Annotated in this window: 24 protein-coding genes; 16 read left to right on the top strand and 8 right to left on the bottom strand. The window is 45.6% G+C overall.

The features are described from left to right. The first annotated feature begins 33 nt into the window (after positions 1 to 33). The 3 genes from DKW60_RS09285 (at position 34) to DKW60_RS09280 (ending at position 2744) form a co-directional block, all read left to right on the top strand. Positions 34 to 2028, top strand: coding sequence for a DNA topoisomerase (locus DKW60_RS09285; protein WP_109837381.1), 1995 nt, complete (start codon positions 34 to 36; stop codon positions 2026 to 2028). 108 nt (positions 2029 to 2136) lie between these two features. Continuing rightward, positions 2137 to 2259, top strand: a complete 123-nt coding sequence (locus DKW60_RS24495) for a hypothetical protein (protein WP_281271838.1) — start codon at positions 2137 to 2139, stop codon at positions 2257 to 2259. A gap of 104 nt (positions 2260 to 2363) precedes the next feature. Next, complete coding sequence (locus DKW60_RS09280; RefSeq protein WP_109837380.1) at positions 2364 to 2744, top strand: hypothetical protein; 381 nt, start codon at positions 2364 to 2366, stop codon at positions 2742 to 2744. 56 nt (positions 2745 to 2800) lie between these two features. On the opposite strand, the gene DKW60_RS09275 is transcribed toward DKW60_RS09280, so the two are convergent. Further along, complete coding sequence (locus DKW60_RS09275; RefSeq protein ID WP_109837379.1) at positions 2801 to 3643, bottom strand: TAXI family TRAP transporter solute-binding subunit; 843 nt, start codon at positions 3641 to 3643, stop codon at positions 2801 to 2803. A gap of 186 nt (positions 3644 to 3829) precedes the next feature. Here DKW60_RS09275 and DKW60_RS23655 point away from each other — a divergent pair, with 186 nt between their 5' ends. The 4 genes from DKW60_RS23655 (at position 3830) to fliE (ending at position 5467) form a co-directional block, all read left to right on the top strand. After that, positions 3830 to 3997, top strand: coding sequence for a tautomerase family protein (locus DKW60_RS23655; RefSeq protein ID WP_181389641.1), 168 nt, complete (start codon positions 3830 to 3832; stop codon positions 3995 to 3997). 41 nt (positions 3998 to 4038) lie between these two features. Next, positions 4039 to 4317 (top strand): hypothetical protein, encoded by a 279-nt coding sequence (locus DKW60_RS09270; protein ID WP_109837378.1) that lies wholly within the window; start codon positions 4039 to 4041, stop codon positions 4315 to 4317. A 56-nt stretch (positions 4318 to 4373) separates the two neighbouring features. Then, complete coding sequence (locus DKW60_RS09265) at positions 4374 to 4583, top strand: hypothetical protein (protein ID WP_109837377.1); 210 nt, start codon at positions 4374 to 4376, stop codon at positions 4581 to 4583. 206 nt (positions 4584 to 4789) lie between these two features. Beyond that, a complete protein-coding gene (gene fliE, locus DKW60_RS09260; protein WP_109837376.1) occupies positions 4790 to 5467 on the top strand; it encodes a hypothetical protein in 678 nt (225 codons plus the stop codon). A 23-nt stretch (positions 5468 to 5490) separates the two neighbouring features. Here fliE and DKW60_RS09255 read toward each other — a convergent pair whose 3' ends face one another. Further along, entirely contained in the window at positions 5491 to 6339 is an 849-nt protein-coding gene (locus tag DKW60_RS09255) for a sensor histidine kinase (RefSeq protein WP_146203458.1), read from the bottom strand. 451 nt (positions 6340 to 6790) lie between these two features. Between DKW60_RS09255 and DKW60_RS09250 the strand changes: the two genes are divergently transcribed. The 7 genes from DKW60_RS09250 (at position 6791) to DKW60_RS09220 (ending at position 12984) form a co-directional block, all read left to right on the top strand. Next, positions 6791 to 7966: a GGDEF domain-containing protein gene (locus DKW60_RS09250; protein WP_181389640.1), complete on the top strand. Its 1176-nt coding sequence runs from the start codon at positions 6791 to 6793 to the stop codon at positions 7964 to 7966. 80 nt (positions 7967 to 8046) lie between these two features. Continuing rightward, entirely contained in the window at positions 8047 to 9174 is a 1128-nt protein-coding gene (locus DKW60_RS09245) for a M14 family metallopeptidase (RefSeq protein WP_109837373.1), read from the top strand. 60 nt (positions 9175 to 9234) lie between these two features. Next, positions 9235 to 9789, top strand: a complete 555-nt coding sequence (locus tag DKW60_RS09240) for a YqiA/YcfP family alpha/beta fold hydrolase (RefSeq protein ID WP_109837372.1) — start codon at positions 9235 to 9237, stop codon at positions 9787 to 9789. 37 nt (positions 9790 to 9826) lie between these two features. Beyond that, positions 9827 to 10654 carry an OsmC family protein gene (locus DKW60_RS09235; protein WP_109837371.1) on the top strand — a complete coding sequence of 276 codons (828 nt, stop codon included), beginning with the start codon at positions 9827 to 9829 and terminating at the stop codon, positions 10652 to 10654. A gap of 45 nt (positions 10655 to 10699) precedes the next feature. Continuing rightward, positions 10700 to 11125: an OsmC family protein gene (locus tag DKW60_RS09230; protein ID WP_109837370.1), complete on the top strand. Its 426-nt coding sequence runs from the start codon at positions 10700 to 10702 to the stop codon at positions 11123 to 11125. Positions 11126 to 11330: 205 nt separating this feature from the next. Next, entirely contained in the window at positions 11331 to 12182 is an 852-nt protein-coding gene (locus tag DKW60_RS09225) for an SDR family oxidoreductase (RefSeq protein WP_109837369.1), read from the top strand. 1 nt (position 12183) lies between these two features. Continuing rightward, on the top strand, positions 12184 to 12984 hold the full coding sequence (locus DKW60_RS09220) for a DODA-type extradiol aromatic ring-opening family dioxygenase (protein ID WP_109837368.1): 801 nt from the start codon (positions 12184 to 12186) through the stop codon (positions 12982 to 12984). Positions 12985 to 13011: 27 nt separating this feature from the next. Here DKW60_RS09220 and DKW60_RS09215 read toward each other — a convergent pair whose 3' ends face one another. Next, positions 13012 to 13935 carry a DUF4174 domain-containing protein gene (locus DKW60_RS09215; protein ID WP_109837367.1) on the bottom strand — a complete coding sequence of 308 codons (924 nt, stop codon included), beginning with the start codon at positions 13933 to 13935 and terminating at the stop codon, positions 13012 to 13014. A 260-nt stretch (positions 13936 to 14195) separates the two neighbouring features. On the opposite strand from DKW60_RS09215, the gene DKW60_RS09210 reads away from it, so the two are divergent. Further along, on the top strand, positions 14196 to 14465 hold the full coding sequence (locus DKW60_RS09210; RefSeq protein WP_109837366.1) for a DUF2277 domain-containing protein: 270 nt from the start codon (positions 14196 to 14198) through the stop codon (positions 14463 to 14465). A gap of 19 nt (positions 14466 to 14484) precedes the next feature. Here DKW60_RS09210 and DKW60_RS09205 read toward each other — a convergent pair whose 3' ends face one another. The 5 genes from DKW60_RS09205 to DKW60_RS09185 all read right to left on the bottom strand — a co-directional run bounded on the left by DKW60_RS09205 (position 14485) and on the right by DKW60_RS09185 (position 17855). Beyond that, positions 14485 to 15279, bottom strand: a complete 795-nt coding sequence (locus DKW60_RS09205; RefSeq protein WP_109837365.1) for an FG-GAP repeat domain-containing protein — start codon at positions 15277 to 15279, stop codon at positions 14485 to 14487. 148 nt (positions 15280 to 15427) lie between these two features. After that, positions 15428 to 15829, bottom strand: a complete 402-nt coding sequence (locus DKW60_RS09200; protein WP_109837364.1) for a type II toxin-antitoxin system VapC family toxin — start codon at positions 15827 to 15829, stop codon at positions 15428 to 15430. Next, positions 15816 to 16100, bottom strand: coding sequence for a type II toxin-antitoxin system Phd/YefM family antitoxin (locus DKW60_RS09195; RefSeq protein ID WP_109837363.1), 285 nt, complete (start codon positions 16098 to 16100; stop codon positions 15816 to 15818). Before DKW60_RS09195 ends, DKW60_RS09200 begins: the two co-directional genes overlap by 14 nt. A gap of 72 nt (positions 16101 to 16172) precedes the next feature. Further along, complete coding sequence (locus DKW60_RS09190; protein WP_109837362.1) at positions 16173 to 17096, bottom strand: LysR family transcriptional regulator; 924 nt, start codon at positions 17094 to 17096, stop codon at positions 16173 to 16175. Between the two features lie 72 nt (positions 17097 to 17168). Then, a complete protein-coding gene (locus DKW60_RS09185) occupies positions 17169 to 17855 on the bottom strand; it encodes an NAD-dependent epimerase/dehydratase family protein (RefSeq protein ID WP_219988696.1) in 687 nt (228 codons plus the stop codon). A 286-nt stretch (positions 17856 to 18141) separates the two neighbouring features. Here DKW60_RS09185 and DKW60_RS09180 point away from each other — a divergent pair. Then, positions 18142 to 18351, top strand: a 210-nt coding sequence (locus DKW60_RS09180; RefSeq protein WP_245929662.1) for an FAD-dependent oxidoreductase, incomplete at its 3' end; no start/stop codon positions are given.

Genomic DNA, 18351 nt, shown 5'->3' with positions numbered 1-18351 from the left:
TTGGTCTTTCTTAAATGCCTCATCGGGACACCTATGCGCTTATATATTGCTGAGAAAAAAGAAACTGCGATGTCTATCTCGGTGGCGCTGGGTGGCCCGTCAGTACCGGATGGTATCTGCTTTGATATCGGTGATGAGAAAGTGACGTGGTTGTCCGGGCATTTACTGCGATTACGCAAGCCAGAAGAGCATGATGAGGCTTATCAAAAATGGTCGCTGGACTATCTGCCGATGGAGTGGCCGATTAGTTATACGCCGCAAGATCAGCACCGCGAACACCTGACCGAAATCATTGACTTAGCCCGCTCGGCAGAAGAGTTGGTGAATGCCGGAGAGCCTGACCCTGAAGGCCAGCGTTTGGTGGATGAGGTGATTGAGTACGCGCGGCTGGATAAACCGGTTCTGCGTATTCTGATAAATGATAATAACCCGGCTGCAATCCTGCGTGCCTCGCTGAGTATGGGCAGCAATAATTTATACCGTGGCATGTCTCTGTCAGCCTTAGCGCGAGCGGTGTGTGATCAGCATTATGGTTTTAACCTGACACGTGCTTATACCTTGTTGGCGCGCAAGCAGGGTTATGTTGGCATGTTGTCAGTGGGGCGTGTGCAGACGCCGATTCTTGGCTTGATCGTGGCGCGAGACAAGGCACATGATGAGTATCGTCCATACCAGTATCAATCGGTGGAGGCGACGATTGAAGTGCAGGGCAAGCAGTTGACTGCGCGTTATATTCCAAAGGCGGGTGATCTGGTTGATCCTTCGCAGCGCTTGATTGATGCCTCGTTTGCGGATCAATTGGTGGCTGAGTTAAGCAATGCTCCCGTTAAGATTGATGCTGTGACGACACAGGAGCATAAGGTCGCTCCACCGCTGCCACACAGTTTATTGAGTCTGCAGGCTGAAGCGGCGGGTAAGTTTGGCTATGCGCCACGGGTTGTGCTGGAAATCACCCAGCGACTGCGCGATCAATACAAAGCGATTACCTATAACCGAAGTGATTGCCGCTACCTGAGTGCGGAGCGTTATCGCGAGGCCTCGGTGTTGCTTGATAAACTGAAAACGGCTTTTCCGGAGGCTGAGGTTTGCGATAGTCAACGTCGTAGTGCGGCGTTTGATTCTGACAAAGTGGCGGCACACCACGCGATTATTCCAACCGTCAGTGTGCCGGATGTTGGTCAGTTGAGCGGGGCAGAGCTACGTATTTATAAGCTCATTAGTTCAGCGTATATGGCGCAGTTTTATCCTGAGCAACGGCTGCGGGTGACGGAGATTAATGTCCGTATTGGTGATCATGCCTTTAAAACATTGGGCAAAGTCGCTGTTGATCAAGGTTGGCGCGCGATTACGGACTGGGATGAGGCGAGTGATCGCTTTGAAGATATTCCTGAGAATAATCTGGAGTTAATTACCCATTTTGATCGCGGAAAGTTGCTGTCGATCAAAACTAATACGCAACAAACACTGCCGCCACCGCGTTACACCATGAAGACTTTGCTGCTGGATCTGACACGGGTGGCTAATTACGTGACAGATCCTGAGATCAAACGCCTGCTGCTTGAGAAGGATGCGACTCAGCACGGTGAGTCGGTGGGTATTGGTACACCGGGCACACGACATGGTCATATCGAGACATTGTTCTCACGGGAGTACATTGAGGAGCGCGATGGTGTGGTGATCAGTACCAGTATTGGTCGGGAGTTTCATGATGCGTTGCCGGCGTTTGCGGTGAAGCCTGATTTGACGGCACTGTGGCATCAGAAACAACGGCTTATCGAGTCGGGCCTGTTGGACTATCAGGAGCTGATCGATGAGGTCGATGGCATTATTGCGGACGAAATTGAGCGGGTGAAAGCTCAGGGTTTGGATCTGCATGTGAATACTTTGAGTTGTCCGGTGTGCGCCAAAGGGCATTTGGTTTTGCGGCAGAATAAGCAGAAAACACCGTTTTGGGGATGTTCTGAGTTTCCAAAATGTCGGGCAACTTATTCGGATGTGAAGGGCAAGCCTTTGCTGGATGATGACTAGCTTACTGTTGTTTATCGCTGTGGTAGGAGTGTTGCCATGGTGAGTGACATGTACTGTTATTACTAACGTTTCCTGATCCGATTGCTTTCAAATACAACGCCTGTTTTAATGAACCCTCAAGAAATTGAAGCTATCCAGAAAGAATTGGGCAACGATAGCTTAATGGGGCAAAGCCTCGATGCACTTATTCGTGATACGGACAAGTACATGGCATTAGGCTTAAGACTTTAGGCGAAGACTTCGGTTACCAGCATCTTTGGAATGAAGCATAAGGGACTGCGGATGCAGACACTAGCCTTGTGACATGGTTGCAGAACAAGAGTTTCTAGACATGGTTGGGAACTTCATCTAGCGATGAAACTTTGTTCTTCACACGTACAGGTGCCAATGACCCTGAGTTTAACTTACGTAGTGAGACAAGCTTGGTGCTTCGTCGCAATGCAAAAGATACTTTGTTTGCGAGTGTTGTTGAGACTCACGGTTTCTTCGACGAGTCGACAGAAGTTTGTCACGGTACAACGGGTAAATTCAATGCAGTCAATGTGATTGGCTTTAGCGCTGATGCCTCAGTCGTTGAGATCATTGGTGATGACTTGTCATTACTAGTGATGGTTAACAACAGCGCGGATGTCACAGAACAGACGGAGACATCGGTTGAGTTTGGTGGAACGACTTATCGCTGGACGGGTTACTTTGCGGTTGAAGCGAAGCGCTAAATCGTTATAGATTAGTTGGTAGGGCAGCGTGTTGTTGCCCTACTAAGCTAAGTGATTTACTCAGGCGGAAAAAGCCGAGTGCGGTTATTTACCAGCACATCAACAACATCATCAACCATGTCCTCATCAGCTGCTTTTCCAGCAATCACGACAGAGTCCATACAAATGGTTTCGATTTCCTTATCGTTAAGAAATCCTTTCTTCACATCGGGCTTTTCAAAGCGATAAATCGAGCGTCCCAGCTCTTCGTGTTTATCGTTCAAGTCCCAGTCATTAACGTTAATCAGTTCTAACTGGTCACTATTCAATACGGTTTTTAAATAACGCTGATCTAATTTTTCTGGATTGCTCACCCACAAAAACGCGTTGATCTCACCGTCCGGTTCGTTAGCCAATTGACTTAAAACCTGCATGCCACCCTTGTAGAATGTTTGGGATTTAGCATAGCCAGCATTTAAGTCACGCATATACTCCCAAGTGACTGCTGAACCAGAGCCGCGTTTTTGTACCGCAATTTTTCCCTTGGTAGATTGTAAATCACCTTCATCATCAATCGGTCCATCTTTATTCACGGCGATGTAGACGCACTCAGGGAACAGGTTTCCAAGTACCGAAAAGTTTTTGGCCTGATTTGGATTTTGTTTCATCCACCACGCAACCGCATCAAGCTGCGCGAATCCCAGTGAAGCTTCGAAGTTAGCGACACGACTAATATTTAAAATAGAGCCTTTGCTCTTCAATACTTTGGTTTCATAGTCAAAGTCGTTGAGGATGCTTGCCAGTTGCTCACCAGTCTCGTAGTACGAGCCACCGCGGCTTCCCGTGCTGATAGTCACTTCATCGGCGATTAGCTGAGACGAAGCAAGAGTAAGAGCCATCGCAATAAGCGTCTTTTTCATAAAACGTTTCCTTTTTTATAATTTGTCACAAAAGTTGTCGCTTCCAATATCCCGGAAAATAGACAACTTAGATGAACATTGGTTTGGAGTGAATAAATGAATAATAATCGGTGAGTTTTTTAAATACAATTGGCTGTGAGGTTAGTATGCAGCTAGATACTGTTTAACGGTGAGCAACTGGACACCATGCACGTTTTCGCCAGCATTCTGGAAGGCAGAACCAAAGAGCAAAAGTTAAATCTGTCAAAATCCGTCATCACGGCATTGGCCGGATTGTTTCCAGACGTTGAGAACATCGGTATGGATATCGCCGATCTTGAAAAGGGCGTAGGTTTCAGCAAGAAAAGGCTCTAAGATTAAGTCATATCAATCTGAATTAGCGATTAGGGTGTTTCGTGAAAAGTATTTTAAGTAAGTTATTTGCGCCACTGCTCAATATCTTTGAAAAAGGGGATGAGCCCTTTACCTATAAAAAATCACACCGAACAGTGTTAGTGGTGCTGGGGTGTCTTTTCTTATTCCTATCGATTGTTGCTGCCAGTTTGGGGCTGTCATTCGGGCAGATCGGCGCGTTGATTCCGGCCGTCGTGTTTTTGGCCATTGCGGTAACGGCACTGGTGGTTGGTACCTTAGGCTCTGAACGCGCTGTCTCTAAAATTTGGGGTAATAAGTAAGGTTGTTGTATTAGCCATACCACCTTCTCTGTCAATAACGGTGCCATCTAAGCCTAATGCAAGTACTTAATGGTTTCCTGATGGAAATCCCGGTCAATGTTGTCATCAGTGTGGTTCTGATCTACGGGTACTTTGGGCTACCGGCCATGGGACTTGCCGGAGCGGCTTTGGGAAGTCTGGCTTTATTAGTGGCTTTGCCTTTGGCAAGCGCAATGGCCGGCCTGGTGGAAGACCACCCAGAGATGCTGAGTCGTCTAACTAAGTAGGGCAGCCTCCAAATGACTTATAAAAATCCCCGTTTGAACGCTCGTTTCATCGGGGATTTTTTAATGTTAATTAGCAGGTTTCTGCGATCATAAGCTTGATAGTTTTAATCGCGCCATTAAATGAATATTTCTGCCACGAATAACTGCTACATCACTATAAATAGTTTAAGCTACTGCCGCTTATTCCATTCAGAAACTTGCATACTATGATCCCATGGACATTATTAGGCGAAGCCGCGATTCCCAATGACGGCGGAGTGCTTAGACTGACACAACGCGGTGATGAGTTTTCTATTCACTTAAAAGGGGCGCGTGGTGAGTTGATGAACAGTCGGGTACGTTGTTCAGAACGGGCATTGGCGGACTTAGGCTGCGCTCACATTAAGCAATTGGAAAATGCCAGCGTGTTGGTTGGCGGTCTGGGTATGGGTTTTACCTTAGAAGCTGCATTACTGGCGACCAAAGCGAGTACACAGGTTACGGTTGCGGAGTTGGTTCCTGATGTTATCGAGTGGAATAAAGGCGATCTGGGTGAGTGTGCCGGTAGACCGTTAGATAACAGCCGTACGGTGGTTTATCAGGGTGATGTGTCGGCATTATTTAAGCGTAAGAAACAGGCCTATCATGCCGTACTGTTAGATGTGGACAACGGGCCTGAGGGCTTTACCCATGCGGATAATGATAGTTTATACTCATTGGGCAGTTTGCGGGCTATACGCGAGACCTTGTATCCCAGCGGGATGTTAGCCATTTGGTCAGCCTGGAACGATCCTAAGTTTAGCGCGCAACTTAAAAAAGCAGGCTACAAGGTACGCACTCAAATGGTCAGGGCACATAAGGGTAAGGGGAGTCGCCATACGATATATCTGGCAGCCAAGTCCTAATGTAAGCGGTGGCTATCGTATCTTTAGTCCGTGCGTATGTGCATTGGCACTTTGATTTCAAATAAACTGTACTGATTAGGTACTGATTTGATCACAACATCCATACCGTTTTTTACACATTCCGACTTTACAAATTTAAGACCAAGGCCGTGACCATCTAGTTTCGTGGTAATGCTGATCTGGTTATGGATGTCTTCAATTTCCTGACTCGACATACCTATGCCGTTATCATAAACAGAGAGAAAAATATTATCGTCAGCAATTCTGGCTTTAATCTTGATGACACCGCTTGGCGCTCTGCCATGCCTGTCAAGTACTGCTTCGTGAGCGTTTTTAACCAGGTTGTGAATAATCAGGTAGGTGGAACCAGTTCGCTCCTCAAACTCATAGTTTTCTGCGTTTTCCGGAAACTCAAAACGAAGTTGCTCCAGATAAAACTCAGAGACCAGACATAGCAATAGCTTAAGATCATCACACAGTTCAGCTAGTGATATAATGCGCTTAGAAGCATGCCGGCTGCCTAGTCCATCAAGTATCAAACTAGAGACACGGCCCATATAACTGAGTGACTTGTTGAGTCGTTCAATTTCTTCCGTGATGTCTGACGATTTGTTTTTAGCCTCGATTTGAAAGGTGCTGATGTTGGCCACACCAATCAGAGTATTCAGTTCATGGTTAATCGCACGCGTAGAGTGGCCAATGGCTGCATCACGCTGTAGCATTTCGGCTTCATTTTCTATTTCTTTGCGTTCAATTTGCTCTTTTAGTACACGCAGCATTTCATCGCCTATGTACTGTTGCAGTTTCCAAAGAATAAAGACCAGACTCAGGTAGCACGCGGTCATGACGGGCGTGATTATCTTATCGAACAATTTTTTGTATCGTGCCCGAAGGTTGGTGTTTAATTCTTGTTTTGTAATGTCGATGATAGCCCCTAAAAACCATTCATTCAGCCGACTATTCTACAACATGTCTGGTAGTTGGTGAAATGATAATATTGGGTAAATGTAGAATGTAAAAATGCCCTTAGTATTTATCTCAATCCTCAAGACGGCTTCGGGTTAGGAATCATAATCCTGGCCTTATTTTATCTAACACTAAATTCAATTGTCGCCTCTGGAATGATAGTGAATGGCAGTAGTCATAGGGTTTGGGGTAACAATACCGTCTAAGAAAAATACCGCGTATTGGCTATGTTAATTTATTACAAAATTTTAACTAATATATAGCCAATATGTTTTGATGCAGCTCATATCATTCCTTATGATAGTGAGTTCGACATCGCTGATATTGATTACAGTGCTATTGTTGATCATCAGAACCATGCCATCCAGACAGGGCGTCGGCTGGTGGACTTGTGCCGCTTCTTTACAATCTTTTGCCTACATCCTACAAATGTTATTCCACGATGATGGAAAAACTGTTTCTAATATGTTGATATTTTATCTGCTCCAAACAACGGTAAATCACTTACTTGTTATTGGAACGTTATTATTTATCAAACAGAAACTCGATCTTCGCTTATGGCTAGCAGTGCCCACTGTGATGTTGGCTGTAACGACCGCATTATCCTTGTCCGGGCAGACCTTTTTGGGTGCCTTACTTTTCGCAGTTGAAAATGCTAGTGCATTTTTTATGGTCGCTTACGCTATCTACAAAACTGCCGAGCCAATTAACAAAAGCACAAAGATGATGGGTGTCTTTAGTTTTTTAGTGGGCGTTCATTGGTTAGATTTTCCATTCCTTGGTCATCTTGAGTGGTTTCAGGCGATTGGCTTCATTATCGGCATGACGCTGGCTATTGGGATATTCATGTCCCTATCGGCAATGGCGTTGTTGCAGTTTCGTGACCATACTCAACGTTCTGAAAAACGCGCCATTTATGCAGCAGGACATGATCCACTAACAGGTCTATACAACCGAAGCAGTTTAGATGGGTTATTTGATGATTATGTGGCTGAAGCAGATGAGAAAAAACTTTCCTTTATCGTGATGTACTTAGATCTGGATGGTTTCAAAGCAGTGAATGACCAGTATGGTCATAAGGCAGGGGACATGCTGTTGATTACCGTTGCCAAGCGACTTGAAAAATGGCTGGGTGATAAAGGTGATGCAATACGCATTGGTGGTGATGAAATCATTGTGTTAACACGCTTGCGCGGCGCCTACAGCGAGGAGAGTGCTTACAAGTCAGCGCGCTTGCTACTGGATATGATCGAGTTACCTATTGTTGATGGTGATAACGTTCATAATATTAGCTCCAGTATTGGAGGCTGCAGCTATCTGCCGGGGATAATTACGCCAAGTTTGGATGACATGATCCAATGTGCTGACAAGCAAATGTACAAAGCGAAACAAGCTGGCGGGCATTGCATCTTCTTTAAAGAGCAACCGGGCGCTAAGCGCAAGCTGATAAAGCCGGACCTACTTGTAATACCTAAAGTCGCTGAGAAGCTGCAACGAAAAAAACGTACAAAACAGCCAATCGAAGTGGTCTAGTATCAGGCTTCATTAGTCGTGATTATCTTTAGCTAATCCCCTACAATCAGAGTCCAATTTAAGCTATTCATGGACTCCTGATGCTAACCATTACCCAGACTATTGATGCCGGCAATATTCAAGTTATCAAGGCTGACTCTGCCGATGATATCCAACTAACGATTCGTCCTGACAGCCACTCTGATTTTTATCAGTGGTTCTATTTTCGTGTGTCGAATGTGCGTGATATGCCGCTAACGATGAGTATTCAGAACGCGAGTGATGCGGCATTTTCAGCTGGATGGGACGGCTATCAAGCCGTGGCATCATATGATCAGGAAGACTGGTTTCGGGTCGATACGCAGTATGTTGATGGTCAATTAGTGATTAATCACACCCCACATAATGACGCTGTGTTTTACGCCTATTTCACTCCTTACACACTGGAACGTCATCAACAACTCGTTGCACAGGTTCAATGCCATCCGGACTGTAGTTTAACCGTTCTGGGGCAAACCATACTGGGGCGTGATATTGATTTATTGCAAATTGGTGATGATGACGGCAACAAGAAACGTGTCTGGTTGATCGCTCGTCAGCATCCCGGTGAGTCAATGGCAGAGTGGTTTGCAGAAGGCTATATGTTGAGGCTGTTAGATGAAGATGATGCCTTGGTTGAGTCATTGTTCTCTGACTGTGTATTTTACGTGGTGCCCAATATGAATCCTGACGGTAGTACGCTTGGTAACCTTCGCACCAATGCCGCAGGCGTCAACTTAAACCGTGTCTGGGGACAGGCTGATACACAAAGCAGTCCGGAAGTTTTCTTTGTGCAAAAAGCCATGCAAGACATCGGTTGTGATCTGTTCTTTGATATTCACGGTGATGAGACCTTGCCATGGAATTTCATTGCGGGTCAGGACGGTTTGCCGGTGGATGAGAAAATTTTAGCGCAAGAGGCCACCTTTAAACGTCGCTTTGCAGAGATTAATCCGGACTTTCAAACAGAGCACGGCTACCCTCCAAAGAAGTTCGGCGATGAGTCTTTAACCTTAGCCAGTAACTGGGTGGGTGATCACTTTAAGATTGCTTCAATGACGCTGGAAATGCCATTTAAAGATAATGCTGCCCGCCCTGAGCCAAGAGCCGGTTGGTCTGCTGACCGTAGTATGCAATTAGGTGCCTCTATGTTGTACCCGATTGCAAAGCACATTGCAGAGATCAAGTAATTGGCAAGCAGTACCGTAATGTAACTTAGTACCGTCATCATATCTAACAAGGATTAATCGATGTTTTTAGTGATACATGGCTTTACCTCTTCTTCGCGCTCGACCAAAGCGCAACAATTACTAAAATGGTTGAAAGCACAGGGTCGCGAAGATGAGTGGGTCTGTCCGGATTTGCCGATTGATCCTGCTGAGGCGATTGAGCTGCTGAGTAAGATTATTGAAAACTCAGCAACGCCGCCTAAGTTAGTGGGGAGTTCCCTCGGTGGTTTTTACGCCACGGTACTCTCCGCAAAATACAATCTGAAAGCAGTCGTGATTAATCCTGCGGTCAACGCAGGCTTGGTGCTGAGACGAGCGATTGGTCCACAGAAAGCCTGGCATTCAGAAGAGACTTATGAGTTCACTCAGGCACATGTTGATAGCTTGAACAAAATGGATTTGTTAGCACCGGCTGATCCGGAGAATATTTTCTTAATGGCTGAAATGGCTGATGAAACTCTGGATTGGAAACGGGCTGCTGCTTTTTATCGTGATTGTCACCAATTGATCTTCCGGGGCGGTGATCATGGCTTTAGCCGTTTTGAACAAGTCATTCCCTTAATTGATTCCTTCTGATTCAGTGACAGTATTCAATAAATTTCATTGGGATGACATGATGTCAGCTGAGGCGGTTGGTTTTCTCGATGACTCGCAGGCTAACATCATTATCCAGAGTAGTGCTCCTGAAGAAACGATTCGTCAGTTAAAGGATATGGCATTAAAGGCTTGGACAGCAGGTGAAGCCTTGGCAAACGAAATTCCGATTGAGCCAACGTTAGTTGTGAATGGCGAGCACTGGGAAAAGTACCGTGCCACTCCGGGTACGACTGATTCAGATGTTTCTACGCTTGATGGGCTGCAATTAAGTTACATCACCGATGCGCCACTGAAATCAGACTACATCCCTCAAGTGGTTGTTGGTATCGGAGATCAGTCTATGGATTACATGTCGAATCTGAAGTTTCAGATATTGGCAACGTCTGAATCAGCAGGCAATTCAAGCAGACCTCAACTGAAGAAAATCACCGTTTCATTTAACCATGAAGCGTCAGAAACATGGGAAATTTATAGTGACGAGTTAAGTACCGTTGATAGCTCTGATGCCATACCGGTCGCTCCGACCTCACTGGAGTATGTGACAGCAGGAACAGCACTGTGTCTGACTTCTCAGGTGACCTTAGTAAGCGCCATGATGGATTTAGACTACACAGATTTTCGTGTGGAGCAGCAGATTAACTATCGTGAAGAAGCAGTCAATACCACTGAGATGGCGAGTTACGCAGATCTTGTTAAATCGATTGTAATGATCGAGTCAGATGAGTCTGAGGAAAGGTTAAATCGTTTCTTCAAGCAATCACTCTCCATGTGTTTTGCAGGCGAAGGCTTTAGTGGTGCGACCGAAATGATTATCCATTCTTACTTGAATGGTCAGGAAATTTAATAACAGAAAATACGGAAATTCGTATAAAAATTAAGGACTAAGAAAATGAGTGACATTCCACTAAATTATCAGACAGCCTATAGATGGACTGGTGAGGCTGAAAAAGGCGAAATTCAAATCGGTGATTTGCCTGTGCTTCCAGTGGGTTCTCCGCATGATTCGGATCGGTTTTGCCCTGAACATATTCTGGTTGTAGCAGCTGAGGCTTGCTTAGCCAATTATGTGTTGTTGATTTCTTCAAAATCAGGTTTGGAAATCAAATCATACACCTCAACGGCAGAAGGGGAATTGAGCAAAGAAGAGAAGGCGGGTTACAACTTTAAGCGGATCGTTATTCGCCCCGTTGTTACTGTAGAAGAAGGTAAGGAAAAATCAGCTGACCGTATCGTGCAGAAGGCACATGATCTTTGCATGGTTGCACGGGCTTTGAAATGTCCTGTTGATCTTGAGATGACAATAGAGACCACCTAAAAATACCTGTTAGGTTAATGCAGCACTAATAGGTTGATACTGTTCATACGCACTGTTCTGGTTGCTTAGCAGTATCAACCATTAATCGATTATGCCCAAAAACAGATAAATCAATTCGATTTTCCGTACCTTATCAGAGATGCCCGTTTGAGCCATAATCGACAGCTTATTTCTTGAACCATTAAGCTATCTCAGGAGAGTCCACATGAAAATCGCGGTGACCGCAGCAAGCGGAAAATTAGGAACAGAGATTGTTAATGCACTGGCTGAGGTGATGCCTAAACAGGACATCATTGGTTTAGCGCGCACTCCCGATAATGCTAAAGGTTTGGGTATTGAGGTACGACCGGGTGATTACAATGATCCTGAAGCCTTGGAAGCATCTTTAAAATCTGTTGATGTCATACTGTTAGTGTCTGGCATGGATGCACCGGATGCGCGGATTCAACAACACCGCAATGTGATTGAGGCTGCTAAGAAAAACGGTGTGAAAAAGATCGTTTACACCAGTGTTCAGGGAGCAGAGGAGGATACTGCATTTTCTCCTGTTATTCAGAGCAACCGTCAGACCGAACAGGATGTAATCAATAGTGGTTTAGATTGGGTGATCGGTCGCAATGGCATTTACATAGAACCGGATCTTGAGTACGTAGATAACTACGTAAAAGCTGGTGGTATTTTCAACTGCGCGGCAGATGGTAAGTGTGGCTATACAACCCGTACGGAACTGGCTTATGCCTACGCCAGAATACTCACTGAAGACAAGCATAATGGCCAGACTTATAACTTACATGGTGAAGCTATCACACAGTCTCAACTCGCCGATTATATGAGTGATGCCTATGGCGTTGACCTGAGTTATACAGCAATGTCAGTGGAGGATTATCGCGAAGATCGTGTTGCAGAATTAGGTGATTTCATCGGTACGGTTATTGCTGGAATCTACCAAGGAATTCGTGAAGGTAAATCTAATAATCCAAGTCAATTCTCTATCGCTGCGGGTCGTGAGCATATAAGCTGGCAGGACTTTTTTGACGGTATTAAAGCGAGTATTTAATTTGAGATCTTTACCTAAAGCACTGTTCATTTCTCACGGTGGTGGCCCGATGCCTCTACTGGATGATCCGGGCCATCAGGAGATGGTGACTTGCCTGAAAGAGATCACTGCCAGCTTTCCAAAACCGGACGCAATTGTGGTGGTGAGTGCGCATTGGGAGGAGTCTGTCCCTACGATTACCTCCGCTGCGAATCCATCGCTGATTTACGATTATTATGGATTCCCGCCTGAGACTTACGAGGTTAAGTATCCTTGTCCGGGTAAGCCTGAATTGGCTAGTGAGATCTATGAGTCGTTGAGTGCTAGCGGTATTGAGGCTAAGTTAGATGATTCGCGTGGCTTCGATCACGGCTTATTTGTGCCCCTGACGATTATGTATCCGGAAGCGGATATTCCCTGTATTCAGTTGTCCTTAGTAAACTCGCTAGATGCTGAAGTACATGTCGAAATGGGTCGAGCTTTACAGTCACTTCATAAGAAGAATGTATTGGTGCTTGGCTCAGGATTTTCATTCCACAATATGAAAGCGTTCTTCTTAAATAAGACAGCTAATTCGAAGGATTTGAATGAGTCTTTTGAGGCTTGGCTAATCGAGACTTGCAGCAGTCGTGACTTGCCTGAACAGGAGCGAACCCAGCGACTTATCGATTGGGAAGAGGCTAAGGGCGCGCGTTTCTGCCATCCTCGTGAAGAGCATCTATTGCCACTACAGGTTTGTTATGGCGTAGTTAACACGGCTTGTTCTGATGTGTACGAACTTGAGATTCTGAAGGTTAAGTCGAGTATGTTTGCCTGGAGCTAGTCGCTTCACGCGATGATTGCTTACTGATTACTGCGAACGCATCTCCTGCTGGCGCATTGGCATTTGGTCAATGGTACCCAGTAGGTAATCTATATTGAGCTCTGACTGCCTGAGTTTTTCACCCTGATCATAACCTATCAGTACGATTCGAAATTCATTCGGCTTTACCTGAAAACGCTGATAAAAGCTCTCGGCTGATACATCGCTTCTTGGCTTACCGGCAAGTGTGACTCGCTTGTCAGCCTCAGCTACCCAAACCTGTAAAAAGCGCTCTGCAAAGTCATCCGCGAAGTTACGTTGAATCGTATTGAAATTGCGCATTCTCGGGTCATCAGCGCTAGGCGTAAACACGACTATCTGACGCTTTTTCCAAGCGAATTCACTCAATGCCTTGGTTGCAGATAGTTGCTCAACTGGTTTCATTAGGATCTTCCATTGTTTGAATTTTGTATCCGTACTATCGCAAGCAGTAAGCGATAAATCTCTTGACATAAATGGCCCCGCTGAGCGACTACCGTTGCCAACACTTAGACATAAGTCAGCATTGCTATTGGGGTGAAAAGTACCCTCGGTAGTGCTGTAGTCGAATTGTTGACTCGCTGCATTCGCTTGGCAATCCAACAGACCCAGTTTAGTGCCAGCCTTCGGAACAGCATCTAACATAGTCGCACACTTATTGTCATAGGTGGCTGAGCTTATTTGTAGTGTGTCAGCGCTATGCATGAATTGCACATCACCGCCATTCGGCTTGCAGGAGTGCGTGTGTAATTTGTCAGAAAACCCACGCCCCACAGTATCGATGCACCAGCCCAGATTATCCGCTTCATCAAGATTATCAGCCAGATAAATCACCGGGCCGGGTGTTTTTAAATCAGGAGCAGCTGCCTGAGAGGTGCCCGCAACGGAAAGAAATGCGATAGCTGTAAGCGGTAATAAAGTGAGTTTCATCATAAGTGTGATTCCTTGGTGTCAGGACTCTGCGCCTGATCTGAGTATGGGTTTGATGGATGAGTCGGTACAGGCAAAGGGTGCTCGTGTGTGTACACGGCTCAATTATGTCTACTCAAATTATAATACTTAGGCACGATGTATCATGAAAATTACATTAATTTACAATGACTTCAAGTATACCGTATTTCTGATTGGTGAGTTTATGATAGTGGAGGTATGCCTTATGATTGAGCTAGCTTCATCGACCTTAAGGAATTATTATGTGCCGGAATATTAAAACACTTGCCAACTTCGAGCCACCTGCAACGGATGCAGAAGTACATGCTTCAGCATTACAATTCGTTCGCAAATTAAGTGGCACAACAAAGCCTTCTAGAGCCAATGAGTTAGCGTTTGAACGTGCTGTTGAGAAAGTTGAAGCAGCCGCGAGGGAGTTGATCGACTCTCTGTTGATCAATGCGACGCCAAAGAATCGGGAGTTAGAGGCTGAGAAAGCTAAGGCGCGGTCAGCCAAGCGTTTTGGGACTTAACTGACTTGTAGACTCGTGATTATTGACAGTTTAAAGCAGCACTTGCACTGGCTGCACCGGTATAGGAGCCAATGTCCTGACTCGTCAGTTTGCCGCCGCCATATGTAGTTTTGATCAGGCGCGTCCAGTTGGAGTCCACCGTAATCATTGAAGCATCTGCTCCACATCGTTGCACACCACCCGTAATATAATCATGCCCGATACTGTGATTGGTCAGACCTTGTGCTTGTGCCACTTGGCTTAGGCCACCGTTTTTATAGCTCCACACCCGAAGTATTTTGGCCAAATGTGGACGATCAATATAAGCGATATCCATCGCACCATCTTTATTAAAATCTGCAATACCAACAGGCGCTAACCAACGGTAAGTTTGGCCAATGTAAGGCGTGCTGGCGACTAAAGACAATGTATTGGGCGAACTTGCAGTGACGCCATAAACCGCTATTTGACCACCTTTTTGATTGTGGCTGCGTATGGTAATAATCTCATTACGGCCATCACCGTCAAGGTCGGCTAAGCGGGTTTTGATGTCTTCAAATACATGTGCTGTATCGAGTGTGACTGACAGCGTGCGACCATCAGTGGTTTTTGCGTGTAGTGAACCGGCTTCGATGGCGTCGCCTAGTACACCGTGGGCGTAGCGGGTTGTAGCATTATCGTACCAGGCTGATTTTATGCCTACTTTGGCGGTAGCAGATGTGGTGAATGATTCTGGAAAATCAGTTTTTGGGGTTGTTTCTGCGGCTAAGGTAGGCACACTTAATGTACTAATCGCCAGTGAAAATAGAATAAGGGTAAAAGAGGTTTTAATCATTTTTATGTTTATTGGTATGAGAGAGTTGTACTTATTTACGCAGCGTTGCTGATTTCAGATGTGGTAATTATTGTTGGTAGTGAGTTTACGTGCTGCGATTGAAGTAATAGTTCGGCTATCTTGTGAGGTTTGAGTAGAAAACTGAAGCTCACAGCCAATTCTCATACCGGAGCTGCTCAATTCGCTCGAAATGCCGAGTATTATTAGTCACTAATATAAAGTCATTAGCAATTGCTATCGATGCTATTTCCAGATCAGCCAGATCCAGCGGAGTCCCTTTTTTCTCCAGATCAGCACGAATCCGTCCGCACACATAAGCCGCTTTAGCATCAAAGCCTGCTATATTCACGGCAGGTAATAACACATTCTCTAGGTTGTTTAGGTGGTAAGCAGGTCGGTGACTTTTCTCGGCACCGTAAACAATCTCTGAGATTGTAATAGTAGACACAAATTGTTGTGATTGTGACACCTCTCCGAGACGTTGTAACAAACGAGGAGAAGGGCGAGGTTTAACAATGTTGGTCAAAATATCCGTATCAAAGAGATACATCTCGTCCCATCCCTCCTGAGCTGCGTAAGGTTGCTATATCGCCGATGCCAGATTCAACTTCGTCAAAGCCTTCCCATGTTCCTGCGATTGCAGCCAAGCCTTGTCTTTCTTCGTATTGTTCAAGGCGCTGTAAGTCTTCCAGGCTAACTAAGGCAGCGACAGGTTTATTGCGTCGTGTAATCATAAAACGAGTGTGGGTGTGTTGGCTTTTAGCAATTAGTTCGGAAATCCGACTTTTAGCATCAGCAACAGAAATTGCGGTGGTTGACATGGTGGTACTCCTTATTTTAGTTGGTTATAAAGGTTATTATGACCTTTTTGTATATTGATTGCTAGAGGCGAGCTAGTGTGAATGCTCTTGAAACCATTCTTTGACGAGCGACGCATTCCCTCCATGAATCCGCGTAGGCGAGCTCATCAACGCATAGCCATAGCCTTCCAGTACCTCCAAAAATGGCGTAATCAGAAGCTCATTGTTCAACTCATTTCGCATCAAATCGTCTGCCATAATCAGCCCCTGGCCATCAACCGCAGCCTGCACCCGTACATTGGCATCACTAATGACGCGCCGTGGATTTTCCAGTCCGAGAGGTTCGGGCATATTGGCGTCTAGCCACTCCTGCCAAGTGTCTTGCGGTCTGTCTTCGCACAATAAAGTCATTTGATTAAATGGCGCTTCCAGTAATTGTGCAGCTGCAAAGGGCTTGATCGTGGCGATTGCATTATCAATACCATAGCGAGCCAATAGCTGAGGGCTGGCAGCCGGAAACAACCCCATAGGAATCTCTCCAAAGCGATTCCTGTCTGCGCGACCTTTGCAAGGTCCCCAGCGGATCGCCAGATCGACATCGCCCAGTTTGAAATCCGCAGAGTTCACTGAGTGTTGCAGTAAAATCGTCACATCAGGATGCTGCTCGTTAAACTGGCTAATTCGTGATGACAGCCAGCGCGCTGCCACATAAGTCGTCGCAGCAATACTAACTCCTGCCTGTTGATTCTCACCACTTAACTGAGACAGGGTATCGCCTAAGTCTTTAAATAAGCGCTGCGTGGTGTGCAATAAAGTCTGACCCGCATCGGTTAAGTACACTTGCCGCACTGCGCGTTTAAACAGACGGCATTGTAATTGCTCTTCTAGTTTGCGGATTTGGTGGCTGACTGCACCTTTGGTGATGCATAGCTCATCTGCGGCAAGACTAAAGCTTAAGTGGCGGGCAGCAGCTTCGAAAGCTTTAAGGCTATCGAGTGGCGGGAGTGAGTGTTTCATCAGTCATCAGGCAGGGTGATTTAATAGAATTAAACCATAAAGCAGTACCTGATGATTGTCACTCCCGTTTCATCACTCGTGACTAGGTTTTACGTAGTTTCGCCAGTTGTGTTGCTCTTTAAACCCTAATACTTCACGAATTTTACGGTTTGAATACAGGGCTTCTTCACCTTCAAGCTCATGTTTTAAGGGTGCATTGGGGAAGTATGTGGCAGCAAGCTCTGCTGCCGGAGGATCCACAGAATTATTATCATTGCCAGCATTGAAGACCTGAAAACCCAAACCATCCGTTTTCAGGCAACGATCAACAATTTGTCCAAGGTCTCGTGCATCGATATAGCAGAAAATATTACGCCGACGCACTGCAGGATTCTCAAAATATCCAGGGAAGTTTTCAGCATATTCGTGAGGCTCAATTACATTGCCAATCCGCAAGGCATAGATGTCGTAACCAGTTCGTCGGTGAAACGCCTGAGCTGTTTTTTCATTCACCACTTTTGATAAGGCGTAACTATCTGGCGGGTCAATCGGACACTCCTCATCCACAGGTAAATAGGGTGGATCAACTTCGCCATCAGCAAAACAGACACCGTAAGTGGTTTCAGAGGAGGCGATGACAATTTTTTGAATACCCAGTTTAGTTGCCGCCTCAATCACGTTATAGGTTCCCATGGTATTGACGCGAAAGGTTTCATTGTCGGGATTAATCAATATGCGCGGTACGGCTGCAAAATGAACCACGGCATCAAAGCGTGGCACGCCGGTGCCGGGTTCCAACTCATCGAAATTAGCGTAGCTGGTCAGTGCATTGAAGATCTGATATGACTCGACTCCAGTATAGAGTTTATTTGTCGGGATTGACTGTTTGGGAGGTATTTTCTCTTGCCTTTTAATAAAAAAAGCTTTGCATATTGATGCCTATCGGCCAGTTGATTTTTTATAGTTCAGTAATTTTAAACTATGATTCAGAAATTTCGGTTTGTCACTCCACAAGAATTTTCAGATGATGAGTGGTTCTCAAACCCGAAAATGCTAAGGCGGAATTATGGCGCAAGAAATTAAGTCTCACGCACGAGTTGTTGTCATTGGTGGCGGTATCGCCGGTTGTTCAACCCTGTATCACCTGACTCGCGAAGGCTGGACTGACGTAGCACTGGTCGAGCGTGACGAACTAACATCAGGTTCAACATGGCACGCAGCGGCACAGGTAACGCAATTCGGTGGCAATCAAACCAGAGCTATGGTCAAGAGTAGT

The sequence above is a fragment of the Leucothrix pacifica genome (assembly GCF_003172875.1).
GTDB classification, from domain to species: domain Bacteria; phylum Pseudomonadota; class Gammaproteobacteria; order Thiotrichales; family Thiotrichaceae; genus Leucothrix; species Leucothrix pacifica.
The sequence above is the reverse complement of the archived record's forward strand: the minus strand, read 5'-3'. Positions and strand labels throughout refer to the sequence as shown.